Genomic DNA, 22,713 nt, shown 5'->3' with positions numbered 1-22,713 from the left:
TGGCGTACAAGTGGCAAGCCTTAGGCTGATCGCGTGCGAATGACTATTTCGGATCATTCGCACGCCCCGAAGTCGCTAAAGGATCAGCCATGCACCCCGAACGTTTTACCTGCACAGTCGCTTGCCGCCGAGGGCCATCGCAATGATTTACCTGGCGCAATTGCGCACGCAGCTTGAGTGGGCCTTTTCACCCTTGGCCTGCGAGTGCGCAGTCACAGGCGATCATTCGTTGACCATCAAGCTCTATCACCCGGTGACCGGACAAGTTGATCTGGTGGTCAGCGGTTTGAACATGACGAGGCTGCAAACGCCCGAATCGATCGCGGCGCTCATTGAAGAGTTGCGTTATGAACTGGAGAGCAACAGCCTGCAGCGCCCCGACCCGGTGGTGTAGGAATTGCCAGGTTTCCCCTGCCTGAACGACTGATTACGCGATGAAAATGTATAAAAGTGATATTTCTGCACCTGCCCCGTGAACTTTAGGGCGGTGTTTTGTTGTCACACCCATGTGTACATCCTTTCTCGCGGGTCATCCTATGAACAGTCTTGGGAAACGCGTTTTTGCTCCAATGTCGCTCGTACTTTGCGCCATCATTCTCGGCGGCTGTGCCAGTCCGCCACCTCCACCTCCCGCCGCACCGCCTCCACCCCCTGAACGCACCTGCCAGACCCTGGATAAAACCGATGTCATGGGCGATGCGAGGGCCGAAGGCGAGGTGACTCGGGTGACGACGACTACCCGTTGCGTGACGCAGTAACGCGGGCATAAAAAAGGCAGTCCCAAGGACTGCCGATCTGTTAGCTGAACGCCCGACATTTGTAGGAGCGAGCTTGCTCCGGGCGGAGCTCCGACGATGGACTTGAAAACGCCGCGTTTTAATCAGTAAGCACACGTTATCGTTAACGTCCATCGCGAGCAGGCTCGCTCCTACAGTGGCATGAGTTCCAAGAACTGCGGGATCAGGACAGGAAACCGCCGTCCACGTTCAGAGAAATACCGGTGGTGTAGCTCGACGCATCGCTCGCCAGATAAAGCACGGCGCCGGCCATTTCGCTCGGGTCGGCCACGCGCTTGAGCGGAATCTGTGCCAGGGCGGTATTGAGGATGGCCTCGTTCTTCACCAGCGCCGAAGCGAACTTGGTGTCGGTCAGGCCCGGCAGCAGGGCGTTGCAGCGGATACCGAACTGCGCACATTCCTTGGCGAACACTTTGGTCATGTTGATCACGGCAGCCTTGGTCACCGAGTAGATGCCCTGGAAGATCCCCGGCGAGACGCCGTTGATCGAGGCAACGTTGATGATGCTGCCGCCGCCGTTTTCACGCATCAGCTTGCCGGCTTCCACCGACATGAAGAAGTAGCCGCGAATGTTCACGTCGACGGTTTTCTGGAAGGCGCTGAGGTCGGTGTCCAGCACGTTGCAGAACTGCGGGTTGGTCGCCGCGTTGTTGACCAGAATGTCCAGGCGCCCGAATTGCTCCTTGATGGCGGCGAAGACCTGGCTGATCTGCTCCATTTCACCGATGTGGCAGGCGATGGCGGTGGCCTTGCCGCCTGCGGCGATGATCGCGTCGGCCACGTGCTGGCAGCCCTCGAGTTTGCGGCTCGAAACGATCACATGGGCGCCTTGCTGCGCCAGCAGCTTGGCGATGGCCTCACCGATGCCACGGCTGGCGCCGGAAACGAAAGCAATCTTGCCATCGAGGTCGAACAACTGGGTCTTGGACATGGGATTCCCCTATAAAAAATCTTGTTATCGAGTCAAATGCCGGGTTGCAGCCAATGCTGTTCAGTTGAGGCCAGTCACTGCGCGTTATCGTTCACGATCTTCGCGAGCAGGCTCGCTCCGACAGGGATCGCGTAAGGTCACAGGCTGGATTTCTGGATGACCTGCAGGCTCATCTGCTCCAGCAGTTTGTTCATGTGAATGAACTGCGCGAAGCGTTTGTCCTGGGTCTGGCCGTGGTAGAAGCGGTAGTAGATCTGCTGCACGATGCCGGCCAGGCGGAACAGGCCGTAGGTGTAGTAGAAATCGAAGTTGTCGATCTGGATGCCTGAGCGCTCGGCGTAGTAATCGACGAACTCCCGGCGGGTCAGCATGCCGGGCGCGTGGCTTGGCTGGCGACGCATCAGTTGCACCGGCGCCGGGTCACCGGCTTCGATCCAGTAGGCGAGGGTATTGCCCAGGTCCATCAACGGGTCGCCGAGGGTGGTCAGTTCCCAGTCGAGCACACCGATGATCTGCATCGGGTTGTTCGGGTCGAGGATGACGTTGTCGAAACGGTAGTCGTTGTGGACGATGCTGGATGTCGGGTGATCGGCCGGCATCTTGTCGTTGAGCCAGGCTTTGACCGCTTCCCATTGGGGCGCGTCGGGCGTCAGGGCTTTCTCGTAGCGGTCGCTCCAGCCTTTGATCTGGCGGGCCACGTAACCTTCGGGCTTGCCAAGATCGCCCAGGCCGTAAGCGTTGTAGTCGACCCGGTGCAGTTCGACGAACTTGTCGATGAAACTCTTGCACAAGGCTTCGGTTTTCGCCGAATCCAGGCCCAGCTCCGGCGGCAGCTCGGAGCGCAGGATGATCCCCTTGACCCGTTCCATCACATAGAACTCGGCACCGATCACCGATTCATCGGTGCAGTGCACGTAAGCCTTGGGGCAGTAGGGAAAACCCTCGCGAAGCTGGTTGAGAATGCGAAACTCGCGACCCATGTCATGGGCGGACTTGGCTTTGTGGCCGAAGGGCGGGCGACGCAGGACGAATTCCTGTTCGGGGTATTCCAGCAGGTAGGTGAGGTTCGAGGCACCGCCAGGGAACTGGCTGATCTGCGGCAAGCCGCTGAGGCCCGGAATGTGCGCCTTGAGGTACGGATCGATCAGGCTGGCATCGAGTTCTTCGCCGGTGCGGATACGAGTGGACTGGTCAGTAAGCGCCATGCTTATCCCTTCTGCTTATTCTGGAGGCCTGAAACTATTGGCTAATCTAATGCGCTCACCCGGCCCCCACAACCACGAACCGCCCTTATTGGTGAGCGTGTTGCCGGGCAATCATTGAGTTTGATACACCTGTTTGAATTGTCCTACAGGACCGCATTGCTGAGGCGGCTCGGCAGTTCAACCGGGGTGAGCACCGGTTGCCCGGAAAAGAACGCCACGAGGTTGCGGCCCACCAGTTCGACGGTGCCCTGGGTCGCTTCCGGTGACAATCCGGCGACGTGCGGGGTCAGCACCACATTGGTCAGCGACTTGAGTGCATCCGGCACTTGAGGCTCGGCATCGAAGACATCCAGTGCGGCACCGGCGATGCGGCGTTGTTCCAGGGCACTGATCAGGTCGGTGGTGACTACCACGCTGGCCCGGGCAATGTTGACGATGAAACCCTTGGGGCCAAGGGCGTCGAGCACCTGGCGGTTGATCAGGTGTTTGGTGGTCAGGCCTCCGGGGGTGGCGATGATCAAAAAGTCCGAGGCGCGCGCCAATTCGGTGGGGGTGGAGCAGAAGTTGTAGGTCACGTCGCTGCGATGTTGCCGGTTGTGGTAGCTCACGCTCATGTCGAAGCCGTTGGCGGCGCGTTTGGCGATGGCCATGCCGACGGCGCCGAGGCCGAGGATGCCCAGGCGCTTGCCGGCCAGGGAAGGGCGCATGATTTTCGGCCACTCGCCCCGACGCACGGCGGCGTCGCAGCGCGGGATGTCGCGCACCAGTGACAGCAGCAAGGCCATGGCATGGTCCGCCACTGAAGAGGCGTTGACCCCGGCGCCATTGGTGACGGTGATGCCGCGGTCGGCCGCCGCTTGCAGGTCGACGTGCTCATAACCGGCGCCGATCACGCAAATGATCTTCAGATTGGGCAGGGCGGCGATTTCATCGGCATACAAGCCTAAGGGGCCGCGGGTCAGGACCGCATTGATCTGGCCGCTGTGCCGGGTGATGGCCTCGGCGCGTTCGGCAGGCGTAGGCGCCAATATCAGGTGAAAGCCCTGATGTTCGAGGATGGGCAGATAATCATTGATGGTTTCGACCAGTACCAGAACGGTTGCAGGCATGCTTGGCTCCCTGTGGGCATCGGAATATCGGGCTCGAACATCGGTTGAGATGGCTGGTTGCCGGACGTCCTGGCAACAAGCAACATCGGTGCCGCGTCACTCAGTGTAGGAGCTGGCGCGGCAAGCGAGGGTTTTCTATGGGGTAGCAGCATTCAGCGTGGTGCAGGGGATGCAGGCGCCGCGCCGAGAAAGCCCTTGGCCGCCTCCAGTATTTCATCCGACAGGGCGTCGCCACGGGTGGCGCGGGCCAGCGTCAAGGCACCGACCATCAGCGAATACTGCACCAGCGCCTGTTGGCGGTTGCTCGCCGCGTCGCTTGAGTCCATCAGGTTGGCCAGGGTATCGAACAACCGGTTCAAACCGCCGATGAAGGTCTCGCGCAAGGCGCTGTCGGTGGACTCGTGGCACATGTCGCCGGCAAACGCCACCACCGGGCAGCTGTCCCCCGGGTTGTCGCGGCTGGCGGTCGACAGGTAGGGCTCGATCAAGGCGCGGCGTGCGGCGGCGTGGTCCTCGGCCGCCACAATCCACTCCCGCCAGCGGCCGGCGGCTTGTTCGAAAGCCCGGCCACTGGCCTCAACGGCCAGCGCCTCCTTCGATTCAAAATGACCATAGAACCCGCCATGGGTCAGCCCCGCCGCGCCCATCACATCGACGACGCTGATCCCGTGCAGGCCGCGCTCGCGAAACAGCCGCGTGGCCGCCTCGACGATGATTTCGCGGTTCAGGTCGGCTTGCTTGCGGGAGACTCGGGGCATGGGGGACTCACAGAGATTAAATTGCAAAAATCAGAGGGCGTACTGGGCAACGCCGTTGCCAAACGACCAATTCTCTTTCTTCACTTCCACCAGATTAATGAAAACGTCTTCCAGACGCACCGCCAGTTCCGCGTTCAGGCTCTCGGCGATGGTTTTGTAGAGCAGTTTTTTCTGCTCGACGGTGCGGCCTTCGCTCAGGGTGATCTGAATGATGACCAGCTTGTCGCTGCGCGGGATGCCCAGGTATCCGGGATCAAAGATGAAGTGCTGTTCGTCGTGTTCGGCGAGGATCTGGAAGTTATCGTCCTCCGGCACGCCAATGCTGCTGCGCATGGCGGCGTAGATCAGTTGGCCGATACGTTTGGCGTAGGTAGGGTCCTGTTGCTTTTTGATCTCGATGCGAACCAGTGGCATGGGAAGACTCCGAAAGAGAGACAGGTTTGATCAAAAATACATGATGTCGGACCTTTATCAAGCGGGGATTGTGCTTTGGCACAAACCCTGTGGGTCCAATAGGTTGTTCGATTTCAGTCACCTGGCACCATCGTCCATCACCTAAGTCTTTGCTTCTGTTCACTAATCCCGGACAATCGCGCCCCTGTTTCGGCCAGGGCGCTGCCTGTCGGGTACTCCGACGCGTTCTGACCGGGTGGCAAGTGACCGGAATGTGGAGATCCCACCGGATGAATGATCAGGCCAATAGCGTTAACGAACGCTATGTAGACGCGACACCAGCGACCCTTTCGAGCTGGAATCGCCAAGACACCACCTGGATGCTTGGCCTGTTTGGCACGGCGATTGGTGCAGGTACCCTGTTTTTACCGATCAACGCGGGCCTGGGCGGCTTCTGGCCGTTGCTGGTGCTGGCACTGCTGGCATTCCCGATGACTTTCTATGCGCACCGTGGCCTGACCCGTTTCGTGCTGTCCGGCCGTGAAGGCGCGGACATCACCGAGGTGGTAGAGCAGCATTTCGGCATCAAGGCCGGCGCGTTGATCACCCTGCTGTACTTCTTCGCGATTTTCCCGATCCTGCTGATCTACAGCGTGGCGCTGACCAACACCGTAGGCAGCTTCCTGGAGCATCAACTGCACATCATGCCGCCACCGCGCGCGGTGCTGTCGCTGGTGCTGATCCTCGGCCTGCTGGCGGTTGTGCGCTGTGGCGAGCAGATGATCGTCAAGGCCATGAGCCTGATGGTGTATCCGTTCATCGTCGCCTTGCTGTTTTTGGCGGTGTTCCTGATTCCACACTGGAACGGCGGCATCCTGACCACGGCCAGCACCCTGCCTGCGCCGTCGGCGTTGCTGCACACCCTGTGGCTGGCGATTCCGGTGATGGTGTTTTCGTTCAACCACTCGCCGATCATCTCGGCGTTCGCGGTCGATCAGAAGCGTCGTTACGGTGAACACGCCGAAGAGCGCAGCTCGCAGATCCTGTCGCGCGCCCACGCCTTGATGGTGGTGATGGTGCTGTTCTTCGTCTTCAGCTGCGTGCTGACCCTGTCCCCGGCACAACTGGCCGAGGCCAAGGCGCAGAACCTGTCGATCCTGTCGTACCTGGCCAACCACTTCAGCAATCCGACCATCGCCTTTGCGGCACCGTTAATTGCCTTCGTGGCCATTTCCAAGTCGTTTCTGGGCCACTACATCGGCGCCAGCGAAGGCTTGAAAGGCCTGATCGTCAAGAGCGGCAAACGCCCGGGCGCCAAGGCGCTGGACCGCATCGTCGCGGCGTTCATGCTGGTGGTGTGCTGGATCGTCGCCACCCTCAACCCGAGCATCCTCGGCATGATCGAAACCCTCGGTGGCCCGGTCATCGCGGCAATCCTGTTCCTGATGCCGATGTACGCAATCCGCAAGGTGCCGGCCATGGCGCGCTATCGCGGCCAGGCGTCCAACGTATTTGTGGTGGCGGTGGGGCTGGTGGCGATTACGGCTTTGATCTACTCGCTGACGGCTTGAGCGCCGGGCCTGCTCGCGCAGTACCTGATTGACAGTTACAGTGGCCGCTGCGCGTGATACGCGCAGCGGTTTTTTTTTGCCTGTCGAACGGAGGCACCGGATTGTCAAGCGCGTCAACCCCCAACCCCAGCGAACAGCCCCATCGCTGGCAGGATGTGCTCGCCGGGCTGTCGATTGCCGGGCTGTTGTTGCCCGAAGCGGTCGCCTATTCGAGCATCGCCGCATTGGCGCCGCAGGCCGGGGTCATTGCGCTGTTTGCCGGTTTGCTCTGTTACGGGCTGTTCGGCACCAGCCGGTTTGCCATTGTCTCGGCCACGTCATCGGCGGCGGCGGTGCTGGCGGCGGCGACCGCGACCATGGCCAACGGCGACCCGCAGCTGCGTTCGACCCTGGCGGTCGGGCTGGTGCTGGTTACCGGCGGGCTGTTTCTGCTGGCCGGGATCTTTCGTTTTGGCAGCGTCACTTCCTTTATTGCCAAACCGGTGTTGCGCGGGTTTGCCTTTGGCCTGGCGCTGACCATCATTCTCAAGCAGGTCGCCAGTGTGGTCGGTGTGCAATTGATCGACGCCAACCTGGTGCGTTTCGCGCCGCAATTGTTCGAACAGTTGCCGCAATGGAACTGGCCGGCGGCCGGTGTGGCGGCGGTGGCGCTGGTGTTGTTGTTATTGTTTTCGCGGTTTCCACGGGTACCCGGCGGCTTGCTCGTGGTGGTGATCGGCATCGCGGCCGGCCAGTGGCTGAACCTGTCGGCGTATGGCGTGAAGATGATCGGACTCATCAACCTGAGCCTGGAAGTGCCGAACCTGCCGGTGTTGCCGTTTGCCGATTGGCTGCGTTTGGGCGAAGTGGCGTTTGCCATGGTGATGATCCTGTACGCGGAATCCTACGGCTCGATCAGCGCCTACGCGCTCAAGCACGGTGACCGGGTGAAATCGAACCGCGACCTGCTGGCCCTCGGGGCCTCCAACCTGCTCTCCGGCCTGTTCCATGGCATGCCGGCGGGGGCGGGGTACTCGGCGACATCGGCCAACGAGGCGGCGGGCGCCACTTCACGGCTGGCCGGTGGCGTGGCGGCGCTGGTGGTGCTGCTGATTGTCATGACGGTACTGCCGTATATCGCGCTGACCCCGGAACCGATCCTCGCCGCCATCGTCATCCATGCCTTGGCGCGCGGGTTGAGCCTGCAGCCGCTGGGGCGATATTTCATCTGGCGGCGTGACCGCGTGCTGGTGATGTGCGCAGTGGGTGCGGTGCTGGTGCTGGGGGTGCTGGATGGCTTGCTGGTGTCCGTGGCGATCAGCGTGCTGCTGATGCTCAAGCAAATGTCGGCGGCCGATATCCAGATTCTTGGCCGGATCGACGACGGGCACGACTTTGTCGATGTGCAACGTCATCCGGCGGCGAAAATAGAGCCGGGCGTCCTGATCCTGCGACCGGGCGAAGCGTTGTTCTTTGCCAATGTCGAACGGATTCTCGGTGCCGCCTTGCACTTGATCCGGCATTCACCTGCTCCGCTCCATACCGCGATCCTCAGCCTGGAGGAGTCACCGAACCTGGATGGCACCAGCATCGAGGCGCTGCAGGAGTTTTTTGTACGGGTGCATAACGAAGGCAAGAAGCTGGTCCTGGCTCGTCTTAAGGACGAGGCGCAAGGTGCGTTGGCGGTATTGCCCGAAGTCCAGGCTAACGGCGTGACGCTGAGTGGGTTGAGTGTGGATGGTGCGGTGCAACAGGCCCTCAAGTACTCCGCGGGACCTGAATGATGGAGGGTGGCGAGGTTGAACCAACAGGCATAAAAAAACGCCGCTCATCTCACGATGGGCGGCGTTTTTCATTGCCTTGCAGCGTTAGGCTTGAACGACCGGGATGTTGGCGTTCGCAGCCGCTTCGCGGAACTCGGCGATCTGGTCGAAGGACAGGTAGCGGTAGACATCAGCCGCCATGCTGTCGATCTTGCCAGCGTATTCCATGTACTCCTCGACAGTCGGCAGGCGACCCAGGATGGAAGCCACCGACGCCAGCTCGGCCGAAGCCAGGTAGACGTTCGCGCCGTCACCCAGACGGTTCGGGAAGTTACGGGTCGAAGTCGACACGACAGTCGAGTTCGGCTCTACACGTGCCTGGTTACCCATGCACAGCGAGCAGCCCGGCATTTCCATGCGCGCGCCAGCCTTGCCGTAGATGCCGTAGTAGCCTTCTTCGGTCAGTTGGTGAGCGTCCATCTTGGTCGGCGGCGACAGCCACAGACGGGTAGGCAGCTGACCCTTGACCTGTTCCAGCAACTTGCCGGCCGCGCGGAAGTGACCGATGTTGGTCATGCACGAACCGATGAACACTTCGTCGATCTTCTCGCCAGCAACGCTGGAGAGCAGGCGAGCGTCGTCCGGGTCGTTCGGCGCGCAGAGCACAGGCTCCTTGACGTCGGCCAGGTCGATCTCGATGACTTCGGCGTACTCAGCGTCTTTGTCCGCTTCCAGCAGCTCAGGGTTGGCCAGCCAGGCTTCCATCGCTTGAGCACGACGCTCCAGGGTACGCGCATCGCCGTAGCCTTCGCCGATCATCCAGCGCAGCAGGGTGATGTTCGACTGCAGGTATTCAGCGATCGACTCTTTGGACAGCTTGATGGTGCAACCGGCAGCCGAACGTTCGGCCGAGGCGTCGGACAGTTCGAACGCTTGCTCGACGGTCAGTTTTTCCAGACCTTCGATCTCCAGGATGCGGCCGGAGAAGGCGTTTTTCTTGCCTTTCTTCTCTACGGTCAGCAGGCCTTTCTGGATCGCGTAGTAAGGAATGGCGTGAACCAGGTCACGCAGGGTGACGCCTGGCTGCAGTTCGCCCTTGAAGCGAACCAGGATCGACTCAGGCATGTCCAGCGGCATGACGCCGGTGGCGGCGGCGAATGCCACCAGGCCGGAACCGGCCGGGAACGAGATGCCGATCGGGAAACGGGTGTGCGAGTCACCACCGGTACCGACGGTGTCTGGCAGCAGCATGCGGTTCAGCCACGAGTGGATGATGCCGTCGCCCGGACGCAGGGACACGCCGCCACGGGTCATGATGAAGTCAGGCAGGGTGTGGTGGGTGGTCACGTCGATCGGCTTGGGGTAAGCCGCGGTGTGGCAGAAGGACTGCATCACCAGATCGGTCGAGAAGCCCAGGCACGCCAGGTCTTTCAGCTCGTCACGGGTCATTGGACCGGTGGTGTCCTGGGAACCCACGGTGGTCATTTTCGGTTCGCAGTAGGTGCCTGGACGAATGCCAGTCACGCCGCACGCCTTGCCGACCATTTTCTGCGCCAGGGTGAAACCCTTGGTGCTTTCAGCCGGTGCTTCAGGCTTCTTGAACAGGGTCGAAGGTGGCAGACCCAGCTCGGCGCGAGCCTTCTCGGTCAGGCCACGGCCGATGATCAGCGGGATACGGCCGCCGGCGCGAACTTCGTCCAGCAGGACCGGAGTCTTCATTTCGAAGGTGGTCAGGACTTCGTCGGTGCCGTGCTTGCAGACTTTGCCAGCATGCGGGTACAGGTCGATCACGTCGCCCATGTGCATGTTGGAAACGTCGAATTCGATTGGCAGTGCGCCAGCATCTTCCATGGTGTTGTAGAAGATCGGAGCGATCTTGCTGCCGAAGCAGAAACCGCCGGCACGCTTGTTCGGCACGTAAGGAACGTCGTCGCCGAAGAACCACAGTACGGAGTTGGTTGCCGATTTACGCGAAGAACCGGTACCGACCACGTCGCCGACGTAGGCGATCGGGAAGCCGGCATTGCGCATTTCTTCGATCTGCTTCATCGGGCCGGTGACGCCTTGTGCGTCAGGCACGATGCCGTCGCGAGCCATTTTCAGCATGGCCAGGGCGTGCAGCGGGATGTCTGGACGGGACCAGGCATCAGGAGCAGGGGACAGGTCGTCGGTGTTGGTCTCGCCGGTGACCTTGAACACGCGCAGGCTGATCTTGTCGGCCAGCACCGGACGCTTCACGAACCATTCGGCGTCAGCCCAGGACTGCAGCACGCCCTTGGCGTGAACGTTACCGTTCTTGGCTTTTTCAGCGACGTCGTGGAAGGCATCGAACATCAGCAGGGTGTGCTTGAGTTCTTCGGCCGCTACTGGAGCCAGTTCGGCGTCGTCCAGCAGGTTGACCAGGGTCACGATGTTGTAGCCGCCCTGCATGGTGCCGAGCAGTTCAACAGCGCGTTTTTTGTCGATCAGAGGGGATTTGGCTTCGCCTTTGGCGATTGCGGACAGGAAGCCGGCCTTGACATAGGCTGCTTCGTCCACTCCAGGTGGAACGCGATTGGTGATCAGGTCAACGAGGAAAGCTTCTTCGCCAGCCGGGGGATTTTTCAGCAGCTCGACCAGGCCTGCAGTTTGTTCGGCGTTTAGCGGCTGGGGAACGATACCCAGTGCTGCGCGCTCTTCGATATGTTTGCGGTAGGCTTCAAGCACAGTATTACCCTCATCAGTGGTCCCAAATGGGTGTCCGGGACGCTCATCCAGGAATCGCCGTACTCATGCGCTGCATGGCGTTGTGGGCCACTTAGCCAGAATTACCGACAATTCCTTACAGAAGCTGCTTTCAAAGTTTTACGCCTGCAGAACGGGAGCTGATGAGGGTTGGCGCCGGATTTTTCCCCGCTGGAAAAACCCTTCGCCAACACCGCTCTGAAGGAACGACTGTGCTCGTGACGCTTTGAAAACAGCTTCTAACGGACATTGGCGCCTAAAAAGGCTGGCTGATTCTACGGCAAAAAAAAATTAAAGGTAAGTCGGGTGCTATTGGACTTTGGTGGTGCAGGGTTCCCGGCCTGTCGACACACCGGTGGCGCTGAATGTTGAGGGGTGATCAATGGCGGACAAAGGGCTAACATGCCGGCCTGTTTTGCTTTTTCGCGTTTTCCCCTATGCCCAATCAGACCATCAAGACCCCTTGCGTCGGCCTCTGCTCCACTGTTTACGGTGATCTGGTGTGCCGTGGCTGCAAGCGTTTCCATCACGAAGTGATTCACTGGAACGGCTACAACGAAGAAGAAAAGCGCGCGGTATGGCTGCGTCTTGAGCAGTTGTTGTCCCAGGTGATGGCGGCCAAGGTGGAAATTTTCGATCCGGCGCTGCTCAGGATGCAGCTGGAGCAACGCAAGATCCGCTTTGTGCCGCATCAGTCGGAATATTGCTGGGCGTATCAACTGATTGCGCGGGGCGCGCGGGTGATCAACAACCTGGAAGCCTACGGCATGGTGCTGCTGCCGGAGTTTCGCGACTGGAACCTGCCGGAGTTGCGGGACGCCATTGATCGGGAATTCTTTTTGCTGTCAGAAGCGCATTACCAGCGCTACATCGCGCCGGGGTTTCTGAATGATGCGTTTGGCGGCTAGGAGCATCGCGGGCAAGTCCGCTCCCACAAGGTCGACGAAGAACCTGTGGGAGCGGGCTTGCCCGCGATGGCCATCTACCAGGCAGAGCAGGGCTTAATGCTTGCTCGCGATTTCATCCAGGTGATCCTCGACTTCCTGCGGCTTGAGCACCAGCACGTCGCTCTCCACCGCATCGAGCACCACTTCCGCCGTATTGCCGATCAGCGTCCCTGAAATCCCGCTGCGCGCCACGGTGCCGATCACCGTTACCGCCGCCTCCAGCTTGTGCACCATGAACGGAATCAGCACGTCCGCCGGGCCTTCGGCGATGTGCAGGTGCTCATCGTCGACGTCGAATTCGGCCTGGAACGCCTTGCACTGTTCGCGATAGCGCGCCTCGATGGTTTCGCTGAGCTGGAAGGTCGGGTCGGCCGCCGACAGCATGGGCGACGGATGGGCGCTGATGACATGCAAGTGCGCTTTGGCCAGGCTGGCGATGTCATAACCGTAATCGATGATGGTGTTGTGCAGATGGCGGTGTTCACTGTCGATGTTACCGACATCGACGGCTGCCAGAATCACTTTGTCCTTCCAGGAACCTGAGGTTTTCACCAGCAGTACCGGGGTCGGGCAGGTGCGCAACACTTTCCAGTCTTCCGGGGTCAGCAGGGCCTTTTTCAGCGCGCCGTCGGGGTAGTGTTGCTTGATCACCAGCCCGCAGCCTTCGGCTTGCTGCACCATGACGATGGTTTCATGCAGGCTGCCTTCCCAGGCCTGTTCGGTGGTGACGCTATAGCCATCCGCCACCAGGGCAGCCTTGAGTACGCCGAGCATGGCGCTGTGGTCGTGCTTGCGGTCGCAGACCAACAGGTGCAAATGGGCCTGGGTCACGCCGGCAATCAGCTTGGCTCGCTTGAGCGCCAGGCTTTCCGAGTGCTCGGGTTCGAGAACCACCAGAATGCTGCGAATGGCTTGCATGATCGGGATCTCCGGAACGTAAAGTTGATGGCGTGGAACAACTATAGTTGCTGGCCGCCCACTCGGGACTTGATGCATATCAACGGTAGCGACTGGTGGTCTTCGGGCAGGCCGGTATAATCGGCGCCCTTCGTTTTGAACCTTTTGTCCGTGGGCCCCATGATCCTTCCCGAAATTCACGAATTCCTTGGCTGCCGCACCCCCGATGGCTGGGTTCAAGCCGCACTGGCCGATCAGGAAACCCTGCTGATCGACCATAAAAACTGCGAATTCAAGGCCGCCAGCACGGCGCTCAGCCTGATAGCCAAGTATCACGCCCATGTCGATCTGATCAACATGATGTCGCGCCTGGCCCGGGAAGAACTGGTGCACCACGAACAGGTCATGCGCCTGATGAAAAGACGCAAGATCGAGCTGCGCCAGCTGTCCGCCGGGCGTTACGCCTCTGGGTTGCGCAAAGTGGTGCGCAGTCATGAACCGGTGAAACTGGTGGATACCCTGGTGGTCGGCGCGTTCATCGAAGCCCGCAGTTGCGAGCGTTTCGAAGCGCTGGTGCCCCATCTGGACGAGGAACTGGGCAAGTTCTATTTCGGCCTGCTCAAAAGTGAGGCCCGGCATTTCCAGGGGTACCTGAAGCTGGCCTATCAGTACGGAGATGCCAAGGATATCGCCCAGGTTATCGACAAGGTCCGCGCCGCCGAGCAGGAATTGATCGAATCGCCGGATGTGGAGTTCCGCTTCCACAGTGGTGTGCCGGCCGCGGCCTGAACAGCATTCCCCTCCGGGGGGATTGTTTATGCCTGGCATTTGCCCTTCAAAACACCACCCCCTGTAGGCGCGAGCCTGCTCGCGAAGAACTCAAAGACGCCGCATTAAATCTGAACGTCCGCGTCATCGTTGGCGACCATCGCGAGCAGGCTCGCTCCTACAGGGGCATTGCGCTGGCGCAGGATTGTCAGCCTAGCGGCTCAGGCCCAGACGCTCATGCCACTGGGCGATGGACTCTTCGGGATAGACATCGAATTGCTGATCCTTTCCATGCGCCTCGACCTCCACCCACGATGCTTTCGAGCCGAGCATCAGGTGCGTGTGCTCCGGCGGCACCGGTAGCGGGGTGTCGATGGCCGAGGCGAACGGGTGAATCAGCTCCGGCCATTCCGGGCTGAACAACCACAAGCCCGAGCCGCACAGCGAGCAGAAATGCCGCTCGGCGGTGCTGCTGTGGGCGCGCTTGTCACCCTCGTCCTTGAGACGCGCATGGTAGATCGCGATGTGCTTGCGTCCGCGTACTTTCAGGCTGGCGGCATCGCCGCCCAGGTTGATCGCGTAGCCGCCACCGCCCTGGGTCTTGCGGCAGATCGAGCAATAGCAGCGTTGATAGGGGTAGGGGTGGGCGCTGGTCAGGCTGAATGACACCGCGCCGCAATGGCAGGAGCCTTCGAGTTGCATGGTGCTCTCCAGAGGACTGAATTCGTTCGTTCAGCCTAGAAGATGTGTGGCGCGCGTGCCGACGCCTTCGCTGGCAAGCCAGCTACAGGATTGTGGGCGCCTGGCTCCTGTGGGAGCTGGCTTGCCAGCGATGAACGATAACGCGGTGCCACTGGACGGCTACCGACAGCCAAGTCAGCATGGGCACCTCCAATTCCGGACCAGGCCCGATGCGACGACTACCCTCCCTGGCAGCACTGCGAACCTTCGAATGCGCCGCGCGCCATGCCCATTTCGGCCGGGCGGCGGCAGAGTTATGCGTGACCGACAGCGCCGTCAGCCATCAGATTCGTCAGTTGGAAGAACAGCTGGGCGTGTCGTTGTTCGTCCGTGAAGGTCGGCAGATTCGTCCGACGATGGCGGCGGGGCGGCTGATGCAAAGTTTGCAGCAGGCCTTCGAACTGATCGGCGATGCCTGCGATGAATTACGCGACCCGTCGTCCCTCGCGGTGTTGCGCCTGGCGGTGACCGCCGAACTGGCGCAAAAGTGGCTTATGAGCCGCCTCACCGATTTCTACGCGCGCTATCCGCACATCACCTTGCACCTCTACGAACAACCCATCGACGCCACGGCGCCGGGGGAAGACATCGACCTGGCGATCACCTATGGCACCGGCCCGGTGGACAGCAGTGCGTATTTCGTCCGGCCATTGCCGGCGCTGCAGTTTTTTCCGGTGTGCAGCCCCGGTCTGTTCAACCAGGGCACGCTGAAAGCCCCCAGGGATCTGGCACGCCACTGCCTGCTCCACGACGATCAGGACGGCAAGACCTGGACCGCCTGGCTCACCAGCCATGCCGGCGATCAGCGCCCCGAACGGCAGTTGTATTTCGCCCACGCCGGGCTGGCGCTGGAGGCCGCGGCCCAGGGGCAGGGCGTGGCCATGGGCGATAACCTGACCGCCCAGGAAGACTTGCTCAGCGGTCGTCTGGTCCGGCCTTTTACCTCCAGCATGACGGCGTTGGGCCAATACGCCCTGGTGTGCGAACGGGTGCGCCTGGAGCGGCCGGCGGTGGCGCAGATGCTGGAATGGTTCAACGATCAACTGGTCGATTGATGAGTTCAATTCAAGTGTTCCGAAATAATCATCGTTGGCGAGGAGGCCGCCAGCGACCTTAGCCTGTGGTCATTCCAATCCCCGCTGATGAGGTTTGCCCATGGCACGTTTGCTCGATTCAACTCCCAAGCACGACGGTTTCCGTTTGCCCGGCGAATTCGAAACCAAGTCCGGCTGCTGGCTCGGCTGGCCGGAGCGCACCGACGTCTGGCGCAATGGCGCCAAGCCTGCGCAGAAAGTCTGGGTGCAGATCGTCACCGCGATCGCCCAGAGCGAACCGGTCACCGTGTGTGCCTCCGCCGCGCAATTCGCCACCGCACGCCGCCAATTGCCGCCGAACGTGCGGGTGGTCGAAATGACCTGCAACGACACCTGGTTCCGCGACAGTGGTCCGTGCTTCGTGGTCAACGACCAGAGCGGCGAAGTGCGCGGCGTCGACTTCGAATTCAACGCCTACGGCGGCCTCGACGGCGGCTTGTACTATCCGTGGGACAAGGACGACCAGATCGCGAGCAAAATCCTCGAAATCGAGCGCTTCGACCGCTATCGCGCGCCGTTGATTGCCGAACTGGGCGGTATCCAGAGTGACGGCCAGGGCAGCATCCTCACCACCGAGCAATGCCTGCTCAACCGCAATCGCAATCAGCACCTGGGCAAGGATGAAGTCACCCGGCGCCTGACCGATTACCTCGGCGCCGAGCAGGTCATCTGGCTGCCGCGCGGTTGCAAGTTCGACGAAACCGATGGCCATGTCGATGACCTGGCGTGCTTCGTGCGCCCCGGGGAAGTGGTGCTGCAATGGACCGACAACCGCGACGACCCGCAGTGGGAAATCTACCAGGAGGCCTACGACATCCTGCGCAGTACCCGCGACAGCCGAGGCCGTGAGCTGATCGTGCACAAACTGCCGCAACCGGATGTGCTGGAGTGGACCGCCGAAGAGGCCGAAGGCCTGGATCAGCAGGACAGCACCCATACCCGCCAGGCCGGCACGAAAATCTGCGCGTCGTACATCAACTACTACGCGGGTAACACGTCGATCGTGGTGCCGCTGTTTGGCGATCGCAACGACCAGGTGGCGCAGGCGACCCTGGCGGAACTGTTCCCACGGCACACAATCGTCGGCATCGAAAACTCTCGGGAAATTCTCCTCGGTGGCGGCAACGTTGCGTGCATCACCATGCCTCAGTACGCCGGCGCTGCCTGCCAGAAAAAGGGAGCGTGACCATGGGCCTGCACAAACTGACTCAAGCAATACTGCTGGTGCTTGCACCCCTGTGTGTGCAGGCCGCAGACACCCCCAAGCCGGTGGTGAATCTCTATATCTGGGGCGAGTACCTGGCCCCGGATACCCTGAGCAATTTCGAGAAGCAGACGGGTATCCATGTGGTCGCCGATCACTTTGACTCCCTGGAAACCGTCGAGACCAAACTGCTCACCGGCCGCAGCGGCTACGACCTGGTGCTGACCGCCGGCCAGCATCTGTCCCGGGCCATCCAGAGCGGCGCGATCCAGCCCGTGGACAAGCAGCTGCTGCCGCACTTTGCCGGCGTCGGCGAGGAGTTTCGCCAGCACATGGCGGTGTTCGATCCGGGCAATCGCTATGCCGGGATCTATGCCTGGGGCACCACGGGCGTGGGCTTTCAGGATGAGGCGGTCAAGCAGCGCCTGCCCGACGCGCCGACGGACAGTTGGGCCATGCTGTTCGACCCGGCGGTGGTGGCGAAATTCGCCGATTGCGGGGTCAGCCTGCTCAACGATCCCAACGAGGTGTTCGCGGCGGTCATGAAATACATGGGCCTGGACATCAACCGCCAGAACCTCGATGACCTGAAACGCGCCGAAGCGCAACTGGCGAAGATCCGCCCCTACATTCGCTATTTCGATAACGACCTGAACATCAGCGACCTGGCCAACGGCAACACCTGTGTGGCGATGTCGTGGAACGGCAACGTGGCCATCGCTGCCGGCCAGGCCGAAGCGGCGGGCAAGCCTTACAAGCTCGGTTACCGGATTCCGAAGGAGGGCACGTTGATCTGGTTCGACGCCATGGTCATTCCCAAGGATGCACCGCATCCGCAGGCCGGCCTGGCCTTGATGGATTACCTGATGACGCCTGAAGTGATGGCGCCGATCACCGACACCATTCACTACGCCAACGCAATCACTGCGGCGGACAGCCTGATCGACCCGGCGATTCGCAATGACCCGGGGACCTACCCGCCGGCCGAAGTTCGCGCTTCGTTGTACAGCAAGAATGACAACGGCAAGGCCTTCAACCGGGCGCTGATCCGGGCGTTCAGCCGGTTGAAATCGGGGTTGTGACTGGCGTTGGAGAGCAAGCTCGCTTTCGAAGGATCGGCGCCGCCCCTGTGGGAGCGAGCCTGCTCGCGAAGAACGATAACGCGGTCTACCGGCCCGGCACCCGCCACAAATACCAGGACGCCACCGTCCGGTAAGGGCTCCACGCCAGGCCGATTTCGATCATCTGTCTGCGCGTCGGCTGTGCTTGCAGGCCTTTGAGTCGTCGATACCCCTCACGCACCCCGAAATCGTCGGCCGGCAGGATGTCCGGCCGTTCGAGGCTGTAGATCAGCAGCATTTCCACGGTCCAGCGGCCCACCCCGCGCAGGGTGATCAGGCGTTCGATCAGCGCTTCATCGTCCATGGCCAGCGCCGTGGCGTAATCCGGCACGACGCCGTCGAGGGTGGCCTGGGCGATGCCTTGAAGGGTCGCGATCTTGCTGGCGGAGAACCCGCAATCGCGCAGTTGATCGAAGTCGCTGGCGACGATCTGCTCGGGTCTGGGGAATCCGCCTGACGGGAACAGGGCCAGCAAGCGGCCGATGATCGCATCGCCGGCCCGGGCATGCAGTTGCTGATAGGCAATCGCCCGCATCAGCGATTCATAGGGATCGCGGGCGGCCTGGGGTTGGTGCAGGCAAGGGCCGACCGCCGCAATGTGCCGGCGCCAATCCTCATCGATTGACGACAGGAAATCGGTGGCGGGTTGATAGCGCTCGGGCATGGGCTCAGGCATTGGCGCAGGGCTTCAACGGCGCGTTGATTTCGTCATGGGTCTTTTCGTGCAATTGCATGTCGAGCCTGTCCATTGAGGGTCCTTATGAACAACAGTGGGTGGTCAGAAGGCGAGTGGCTGGGTGATCTGCACGGCGGCTTTTTCCAGCCTGAGCAGGAACGCCTTGCGCGGCTGTCCTCCACCATAGCCCGTCAGCGAGCCATCGGCACCAATCACCCGGTGGCAGGGCACGACGATCGAAAGGCGGTTGTGCCCATTGGCCAGGCCGACCGCGCGGCTGGCGCCAGGCTTGCCCAGCCTGGCCGCGATGGCCCCGTAGGTGGTGGTCTGGCCGTAAGGGATGGTCGCCAGCACCGCCCAGACCTGGCGGGAAAATTCGCTGCCGGGCAGGTGCAGCGCCACGTTGAACTCGGTCAAGTGACCGGCGAAATACTGCGCCAGTTCCTGTTCAATGTGTTGCAGGTGGCGGTTGTGGCCTGGCGCCACGGCATAGCCGTAACGGTTCTGCAGGGCTTCTATCTCCCGGGTCAACGCCGGCCGGTCGAGGAATTCCAGCAACACCAGTCCGCGTCGTTCGGCCATGGCGATCATCGGCCCCAGCGGCGTGGTCAGGCGCGTGAACAGCAGCGGCTCACTGTTGGCCGCGCGACCGGGAGTGATGTGGAAGGATTTGCGGAAGGCATCGCGAAAACCGCTCAGGGACTCGTAGCCGGAGTCGAATGCCGCACTGTCGATGGAATCGCCCTGTTTGATACCGCCCAGCGCCATGCCCAGGCGGCGCGTGCGCAACCAGGCATGAAAGGTCATGCCGAAATGCTGCTTGAACCAGCGCCGCAGTTTCAGCGGCTCGATGCCTGTGGCCAGCAACCGGGCATCGGTCCAGCGCTGCTCGGGATCGGCGTCTACCGACTTGAGCAGCGTCTGTACCCAGTCCGGGGCGATGGCCGCGGCGTCCAGGGGTTTACAGCGCAGGCAGGCGCGATAGCCCGCCGACAGGCACTCATCGGCATGGGCGAAGAATTCGACATTCTCCGGCTTTGGTTTGCGTGCCGTGCAACTGGGGCGACAGAAAATCCCGGTGGTTTTGACCGCGGTAAAAAACACCCCCTCGTAGGCGGTGTCGCGTTCGAGCATGGCGCGAACCATCTCGGCGTGGGGCGGAAGTAGCGTGCTGTGCAAGTTCATGGGGCCAGCATAGAGCGCGAATCCTGTGGTCTCCACCGGAAAATCGACAGGGAATTCCGGACCGTTTCAAGCAGCGATCCGTCAGGCCCTGCCGGTGCTCGACTAGTGCTTGTGACGATGATGGATGTCTGGAAAGTGCGCGTGACTGTGCCGCATGGGCGTGTGTTGGTGTTCATGGCTGTGGGGTTCGGTGCCGTCCCACTCAAATTCATGGTCGTGTTGGTGGTGTTCATCGTGGACGTGTCGATGTCGGTGAAGCAGTGCCTGGTGTTCATGCTCATGGGCATGGCTTTCCTTGAGATGAATCCAGACCCCCAGGCCCATCAACAATGAGGCCGCCCAAAAACTCGCCGTCACCGATTCGCCCAGCAGCAGGATGGCTATGGCGGCGCCGAGGAACGGCGCGGTGGAAAAGTAGGCGCCCGTGCGTGCCGATCCCAGCCCGCGCAAGGCCAGCACAAACAACACCAGGCTGATACCGTAACCGAGGAAACCGACGATCAGGGTTGGGCCCAGTACCGTCATCTGTGGCAACGATGCGCCGAGTGACAGCGCCAGGGAGCAGTTCACCAACCCGGCGCACAAACCCTTTACACCCGCAATGAACAGCGCGTCGGAGGCTGAGACTTTGCGCGTCAGGTTGTTATCGATAGCCCAACAGGCACAGGCCAGGGCGACCAACAGCGGTCCGGTCCAGCCCTGGGCGTGAACCGCTCCCTGTGGCCAGGCCAGCAGCACGCCCCCTGCAACGATTGCCAGCATGCCGAGGACGATGCGTCGGTCGGCGTTCTCTTTAAACACCACCCACGCCAGCACGGCGGTCAGCACGGATTCGAGGTTCAGCATCAAGGAGGCTGTGGCGCCAGAGGTTGAGGTCAAGCCGAACATCAAGGCCACGGGGCCGAGAATCCCGCCAAAGGCAATTGCGCCGATCAGCCAGGGCCATTCCGCAGCGGTCAGCCCGCTGGGGCGCCAGCCACGGTCGCGGATCAATCGGGCGACGCTCAGTCCCAGGCCGCTGCCCATGTACAGCAGCCCGGCCAGGAGGATGGGCGAAAGGTTCAGCCCCAGCAGCTTGGCCAACGGTGTACTTGCACCAAAGAGCGCAGCGGCGGCAAGGGCATACAGAATGCTTATGTTCATTTGGGGCCTGGCTTTCACGGCAATGGCGGGATGACCTATTTAGTCACAGGCGCAGTTGCCGATCCATGCTGGCGCAGAAGGCCATGAATAAAAACGGCTCAGGCCCGACGCGCCATCAACAACACCGAAGCCGCCGCCGACAGCAGCCCCGCGCAGCAGCGGTTGAAGATGCGCTTGCCCGACGGCTTGGCGAACCAGCGGCGCATGTGCAGGCCCAGGTAGGCGTAGGCGGCGATGGCGATCCATTCCAGTATCAGGAACAGGGCGCCCAACACCGCGAATTGCGGGGTGATGGCGCGGGTCGAGTCAACGAACTGCGGCAAGAACGCGGTGAAGATCAGGATCGCCTTCGGGTTGCCTGCTGCCACCAGGAACTCTTGCCGGGCCAGCGCCAGCAGGCCCACGGGCGCGCCGGTCACTACGCTCGTAACGCCGGGGTCGGCGCGCCACAACTGCCAGGCCAGGTAGAACAGGTACGCCGCACCGAGAATCTTGATCCCGTAGAACAACAGTTCCGAGGTTTGCAGCACCACCGCCAGACCAGCCGAGGCCAGGGCGATCATCCCGGCGAACGCCAGCAGGCGGCCGACGCCGGCCAGGCACGCGGTGCGATAGCCGTAGCGGGTCGAGTTGCTCACCGACAGCAGGTTGTTCGGGCCGGGCGCCATGTTCAGGGCGAAGCAGGCCGGGAGAAAGAGGGAGAGGGTGGCGAGGTCCATGATCGGCTCCAGTGACGAGAGCGTATTTTTATCACAGCCCTCGAAGGGGCCGCCCCGTACAGTCACTGACCTAAAGTGCCGTATCAGTGGTTAACGGGCGCATCTTTTCGCCCCGGCGACGCAGAGGATCACCGCGACCGTCACCCCGAGCATGCCCAGGCTGACGTGTTCGTGCAGCAAGGTTGCCGCCAGCGTCAGGCCGAAAAACGGCTGCAGCAATTGCAGTTGGCCAACGGCGGCGATTCCACCCTGGGCGAGGCCGCGGTACCAGAACACAAACCCGATCAACATGCTGAACAGCGACACATACGCCAGGCTGAACCAGGCGGGCGCGCTGATGTTGGCAAAGGTTGCCGGCGCCCGCCACCACGTCACCAGCGCCATGACCGGCAGCGCTAACACCAGCGCCCAGCAAATCACCTGCCAGCCACCGAGCGTCCTGGACAGCTTCGCGCCTTCGGCATAGCCGAGGCCGCAGGCCAGGATCGCCAGCAGCATCAACAGGTCACCCTGGGGCGAAGCGGTCAGGCCTTGGGAGATCGCGAAGCCAACGACCAACAGGCTGCCGAGCACCGAGAACACCCAGAACACCGGTCGGGGCCGCTCGCCACCGCGCAAGACCCCGAACACCGCAGTCGCCAGCGGCAACAGGCCGACGAATACGATGGAATGGGCCGAGGTCACGTACTGCAGCGCCAGTGCCGTCAGCAAGGGAAAGCCGACCACCACACCTGACGCCACGATGGCCAAGGGCAGCAGTTGCTGGCGCGCGGGGCGTTTTTCCTTAAACAGCAGCAACAGGCACAGTGCCAGGATCGCCGCGAGGGTGGCGCGGGCGACGGTGAGGAATACCGGATCGAATTCCAGTACCGCCACCCGCGTTGCTGGCAGCGATCCGCTGAAGATCAGCACGCCGATCAGGCCATTGATCCAGCCGCTGGCATGGCTTTGCACTAATCGGTGTTGCAGGTTCGAAGTCCGTTCCATC

Annotated in this window: 21 protein-coding genes; 8 read left to right on the top strand and 13 right to left on the bottom strand. The window is 61.6% G+C overall.

The window, feature by feature from the left end; translation table 11 throughout:
- The first annotated feature begins 142 nt into the window (after positions 1-142).
- Positions 143-394: a DUF1652 domain-containing protein gene (locus F7R06_RS07455; protein ID WP_090320707.1), complete on the top strand. Its 252-nt coding sequence runs from the start codon at positions 143-145 to the stop codon at positions 392-394.
- Positions 395-960: 566 nt separating this feature from the next.
- Here F7R06_RS07455 and F7R06_RS07450 read toward each other — a convergent pair.
- From F7R06_RS07450 to F7R06_RS07430, 5 genes are all read right to left on the bottom strand, one after another.
- A complete protein-coding gene (locus F7R06_RS07450) occupies positions 961-1,728 on the bottom strand; it encodes an SDR family oxidoreductase (RefSeq protein ID WP_090320710.1) in 768 nt (255 codons plus the stop codon).
- Between the two features lie 137 nt (positions 1,729-1,865).
- Positions 1,866-2,933: a phosphotransferase family protein gene (locus F7R06_RS07445; RefSeq protein ID WP_090320713.1), complete on the bottom strand. Its 1,068-nt coding sequence runs from the start codon at positions 2,931-2,933 to the stop codon at positions 1,866-1,868.
- A gap of 143 nt (positions 2,934-3,076) precedes the next feature.
- A complete protein-coding gene (locus tag F7R06_RS07440; protein WP_090320716.1) occupies positions 3,077-4,042 on the bottom strand; it encodes a 2-hydroxyacid dehydrogenase in 966 nt (321 codons plus the stop codon).
- A gap of 152 nt (positions 4,043-4,194) precedes the next feature.
- Complete coding sequence (locus F7R06_RS07435; RefSeq protein ID WP_090320719.1) at positions 4,195-4,800, bottom strand: TetR/AcrR family transcriptional regulator; 606 nt, start codon at positions 4,798-4,800, stop codon at positions 4,195-4,197.
- 30 nt (positions 4,801-4,830) lie between these two features.
- Positions 4,831-5,214 carry a tautomerase family protein gene (locus F7R06_RS07430; protein ID WP_090320722.1) on the bottom strand — a complete coding sequence of 128 codons (384 nt, stop codon included), beginning with the start codon at positions 5,212-5,214 and terminating at the stop codon, positions 4,831-4,833.
- Between the two features lie 269 nt (positions 5,215-5,483).
- Here F7R06_RS07430 and F7R06_RS07425 point away from each other — a divergent pair, with 269 nt between their 5' ends.
- Together F7R06_RS07425 and F7R06_RS07420 are read left to right on the top strand one after the other, a co-directional pair.
- On the top strand, positions 5,484-6,764 hold the full coding sequence (locus F7R06_RS07425; protein WP_090320725.1) for a serine/threonine transporter: 1,281 nt from the start codon (positions 5,484-5,486) through the stop codon (positions 6,762-6,764).
- 101 nt (positions 6,765-6,865) lie between these two features.
- A complete protein-coding gene (locus F7R06_RS07420; protein WP_090320727.1) occupies positions 6,866-8,527 on the top strand; it encodes a SulP family inorganic anion transporter in 1,662 nt (553 codons plus the stop codon).
- An 84-nt stretch (positions 8,528-8,611) separates the two neighbouring features.
- Here the strand turns inward: F7R06_RS07420 and acnB are convergent, their stop codons facing one another.
- The gene (gene acnB / locus F7R06_RS07415; protein WP_090320730.1) at positions 8,612-11,212 is read right to left on the bottom strand and encodes a bifunctional aconitate hydratase 2/2-methylisocitrate dehydratase; all 2,601 of its coding nucleotides are present in this window, start codon (positions 11,210-11,212) and stop codon (positions 8,612-8,614) included.
- Between the two features lie 455 nt (positions 11,213-11,667).
- On the opposite strand from acnB, the gene F7R06_RS07410 reads away from it, so the two are divergent.
- Entirely contained in the window at positions 11,668-12,138 is a 471-nt protein-coding gene (locus F7R06_RS07410) for a DUF1289 domain-containing protein (RefSeq protein WP_047528256.1), read from the top strand.
- Between the two features lie 93 nt (positions 12,139-12,231).
- On the opposite strand, the gene F7R06_RS07405 is transcribed toward F7R06_RS07410, so the two are convergent.
- A complete protein-coding gene (locus F7R06_RS07405; protein WP_090320733.1) occupies positions 12,232-13,095 on the bottom strand; it encodes a universal stress protein in 864 nt (287 codons plus the stop codon).
- Between the two features lie 159 nt (positions 13,096-13,254).
- On the opposite strand from F7R06_RS07405, the gene F7R06_RS07400 reads away from it, so the two are divergent.
- Positions 13,255-13,863: a MiaE family protein gene (locus F7R06_RS07400; protein WP_090320736.1), complete on the top strand. Its 609-nt coding sequence runs from the start codon at positions 13,255-13,257 to the stop codon at positions 13,861-13,863.
- Between the two features lie 192 nt (positions 13,864-14,055).
- Here the strand turns inward: F7R06_RS07400 and F7R06_RS07395 are convergent, their stop codons facing one another.
- Positions 14,056-14,544, bottom strand: coding sequence for a GFA family protein (locus F7R06_RS07395; RefSeq protein ID WP_090320739.1), 489 nt, complete (start codon positions 14,542-14,544; stop codon positions 14,056-14,058).
- A gap of 209 nt (positions 14,545-14,753) precedes the next feature.
- On the opposite strand from F7R06_RS07395, the gene F7R06_RS07390 reads away from it, so the two are divergent.
- From F7R06_RS07390 to F7R06_RS07380, 3 genes are all read left to right on the top strand, one after another.
- Positions 14,754-15,638, top strand: a complete 885-nt coding sequence (locus F7R06_RS07390; protein ID WP_090320742.1) for a LysR substrate-binding domain-containing protein — start codon at positions 14,754-14,756, stop codon at positions 15,636-15,638.
- A gap of 100 nt (positions 15,639-15,738) precedes the next feature.
- Positions 15,739-16,863: an agmatine deiminase gene (gene aguA, locus F7R06_RS07385; RefSeq protein ID WP_090320744.1), complete on the top strand. Its 1,125-nt coding sequence runs from the start codon at positions 15,739-15,741 to the stop codon at positions 16,861-16,863.
- Between the two features lie 2 nt (positions 16,864-16,865).
- Positions 16,866-17,963 (top strand): extracellular solute-binding protein, encoded by a 1,098-nt coding sequence (locus F7R06_RS07380; RefSeq protein ID WP_090320747.1) that lies wholly within the window; start codon positions 16,866-16,868, stop codon positions 17,961-17,963.
- 85 nt (positions 17,964-18,048) lie between these two features.
- Here the strand turns inward: F7R06_RS07380 and F7R06_RS07375 are convergent, their stop codons facing one another.
- The 5 genes from F7R06_RS07375 to F7R06_RS07355 all read right to left on the bottom strand — a co-directional run bounded on the left by F7R06_RS07375 (position 18,049) and on the right by F7R06_RS07355 (position 22,712).
- Positions 18,049-18,666 carry a DNA-3-methyladenine glycosylase family protein gene (locus tag F7R06_RS07375; RefSeq protein WP_090320749.1) on the bottom strand — a complete coding sequence of 206 codons (618 nt, stop codon included), beginning with the start codon at positions 18,664-18,666 and terminating at the stop codon, positions 18,049-18,051.
- 114 nt (positions 18,667-18,780) lie between these two features.
- Positions 18,781-19,863 carry a bifunctional transcriptional activator/DNA repair enzyme AdaA gene (locus F7R06_RS07370; protein WP_090320754.1) on the bottom strand — a complete coding sequence of 361 codons (1,083 nt, stop codon included), beginning with the start codon at positions 19,861-19,863 and terminating at the stop codon, positions 18,781-18,783.
- 102 nt (positions 19,864-19,965) lie between these two features.
- Positions 19,966-21,006 (bottom strand): DMT family transporter, encoded by a 1,041-nt coding sequence (locus F7R06_RS07365; protein ID WP_090320757.1) that lies wholly within the window; start codon positions 21,004-21,006, stop codon positions 19,966-19,968.
- Positions 21,007-21,104: 98 nt separating this feature from the next.
- Positions 21,105-21,725, bottom strand: coding sequence for a LysE family translocator (locus tag F7R06_RS07360; RefSeq protein ID WP_090320760.1), 621 nt, complete (start codon positions 21,723-21,725; stop codon positions 21,105-21,107).
- 90 nt (positions 21,726-21,815) lie between these two features.
- On the bottom strand, positions 21,816-22,712 hold the full coding sequence (locus F7R06_RS07355) for a DMT family transporter (RefSeq protein ID WP_090320762.1): 897 nt from the start codon (positions 22,710-22,712) through the stop codon (positions 21,816-21,818).
- Position 22,713: the final 1 nt, after the last annotated feature.

It is taken from the genome of Pseudomonas moorei, assembly GCF_008801475.1.
In the GTDB taxonomy this organism is placed as follows: Bacteria; Pseudomonadota; Gammaproteobacteria; order Pseudomonadales; family Pseudomonadaceae; genus Aquipseudomonas; species Aquipseudomonas moorei.
Note: the sequence above shows the minus strand (reverse complement) of the source record. Positions and strands in the feature narration are given on the sequence as shown.

Bases quoted from the DNA above. Each gene is read 5' to 3' on its own strand.
- F7R06_RS07440 (WP_090320716.1), bottom strand. From the start codon at position 4,042: ATGCCTGCAACCGTTCTGGTACTGGTCGAAACCATCAATGATTATCTG.
- F7R06_RS07410 (WP_047528256.1), top strand. From the start codon at position 11,668: ATGCCCAATCAGACCATCAAGACCCCTTGCGTCGGCCTCTGCTCCACT.
- F7R06_RS07455 (WP_090320707.1), top strand. From the start codon at position 143: ATGATTTACCTGGCGCAATTGCGCACGCAGCTTGAGTGGGCCTTTTCA.
- F7R06_RS07375 (WP_090320749.1), bottom strand. From the start codon at position 18,666: ATGCCCGAGCGCTATCAACCCGCCACCGATTTCCTGTCGTCAATCGAT.
- F7R06_RS07405 (WP_090320733.1), bottom strand. From the start codon at position 13,095: ATGCAAGCCATTCGCAGCATTCTGGTGGTTCTCGAACCCGAGCACTCG.
- aguA (WP_090320744.1), top strand. From the start codon at position 15,739: ATGGCACGTTTGCTCGATTCAACTCCCAAGCACGACGGTTTCCGTTTG.
- F7R06_RS07390 (WP_090320742.1), top strand. From the start codon at position 14,754: ATGCGACGACTACCCTCCCTGGCAGCACTGCGAACCTTCGAATGCGCC.
- F7R06_RS07370 (WP_090320754.1), bottom strand. From the start codon at position 19,863: ATGAACTTGCACAGCACGCTACTTCCGCCCCACGCCGAGATGGTTCGC.
- F7R06_RS07355 (WP_090320762.1), bottom strand. From the start codon at position 22,712: ATGGAACGGACTTCGAACCTGCAACACCGATTAGTGCAAAGCCATGCC.
- F7R06_RS07395 (WP_090320739.1), bottom strand. From the start codon at position 14,544: ATGCAACTCGAAGGCTCCTGCCATTGCGGCGCGGTGTCATTCAGCCTG.
- F7R06_RS07380 (WP_090320747.1), top strand. From the start codon at position 16,866: ATGGGCCTGCACAAACTGACTCAAGCAATACTGCTGGTGCTTGCACCC.
- F7R06_RS07450 (WP_090320710.1), bottom strand. From the start codon at position 1,728: ATGTCCAAGACCCAGTTGTTCGACCTCGATGGCAAGATTGCTTTCGTT.
- F7R06_RS07435 (WP_090320719.1), bottom strand. From the start codon at position 4,800: ATGCCCCGAGTCTCCCGCAAGCAAGCCGACCTGAACCGCGAAATCATC.
- F7R06_RS07365 (WP_090320757.1), bottom strand. From the start codon at position 21,006: ATGAACATAAGCATTCTGTATGCCCTTGCCGCCGCTGCGCTCTTTGGT.
- F7R06_RS07430 (WP_090320722.1), bottom strand. From the start codon at position 5,214: ATGCCACTGGTTCGCATCGAGATCAAAAAGCAACAGGACCCTACCTAC.
- F7R06_RS07400 (WP_090320736.1), top strand. From the start codon at position 13,255: ATGATCCTTCCCGAAATTCACGAATTCCTTGGCTGCCGCACCCCCGAT.
- F7R06_RS07445 (WP_090320713.1), bottom strand. From the start codon at position 2,933: ATGGCGCTTACTGACCAGTCCACTCGTATCCGCACCGGCGAAGAACTC.
- F7R06_RS07425 (WP_090320725.1), top strand. From the start codon at position 5,484: ATGAATGATCAGGCCAATAGCGTTAACGAACGCTATGTAGACGCGACA.
- F7R06_RS07360 (WP_090320760.1), bottom strand. From the start codon at position 21,725: ATGGACCTCGCCACCCTCTCCCTCTTTCTCCCGGCCTGCTTCGCCCTG.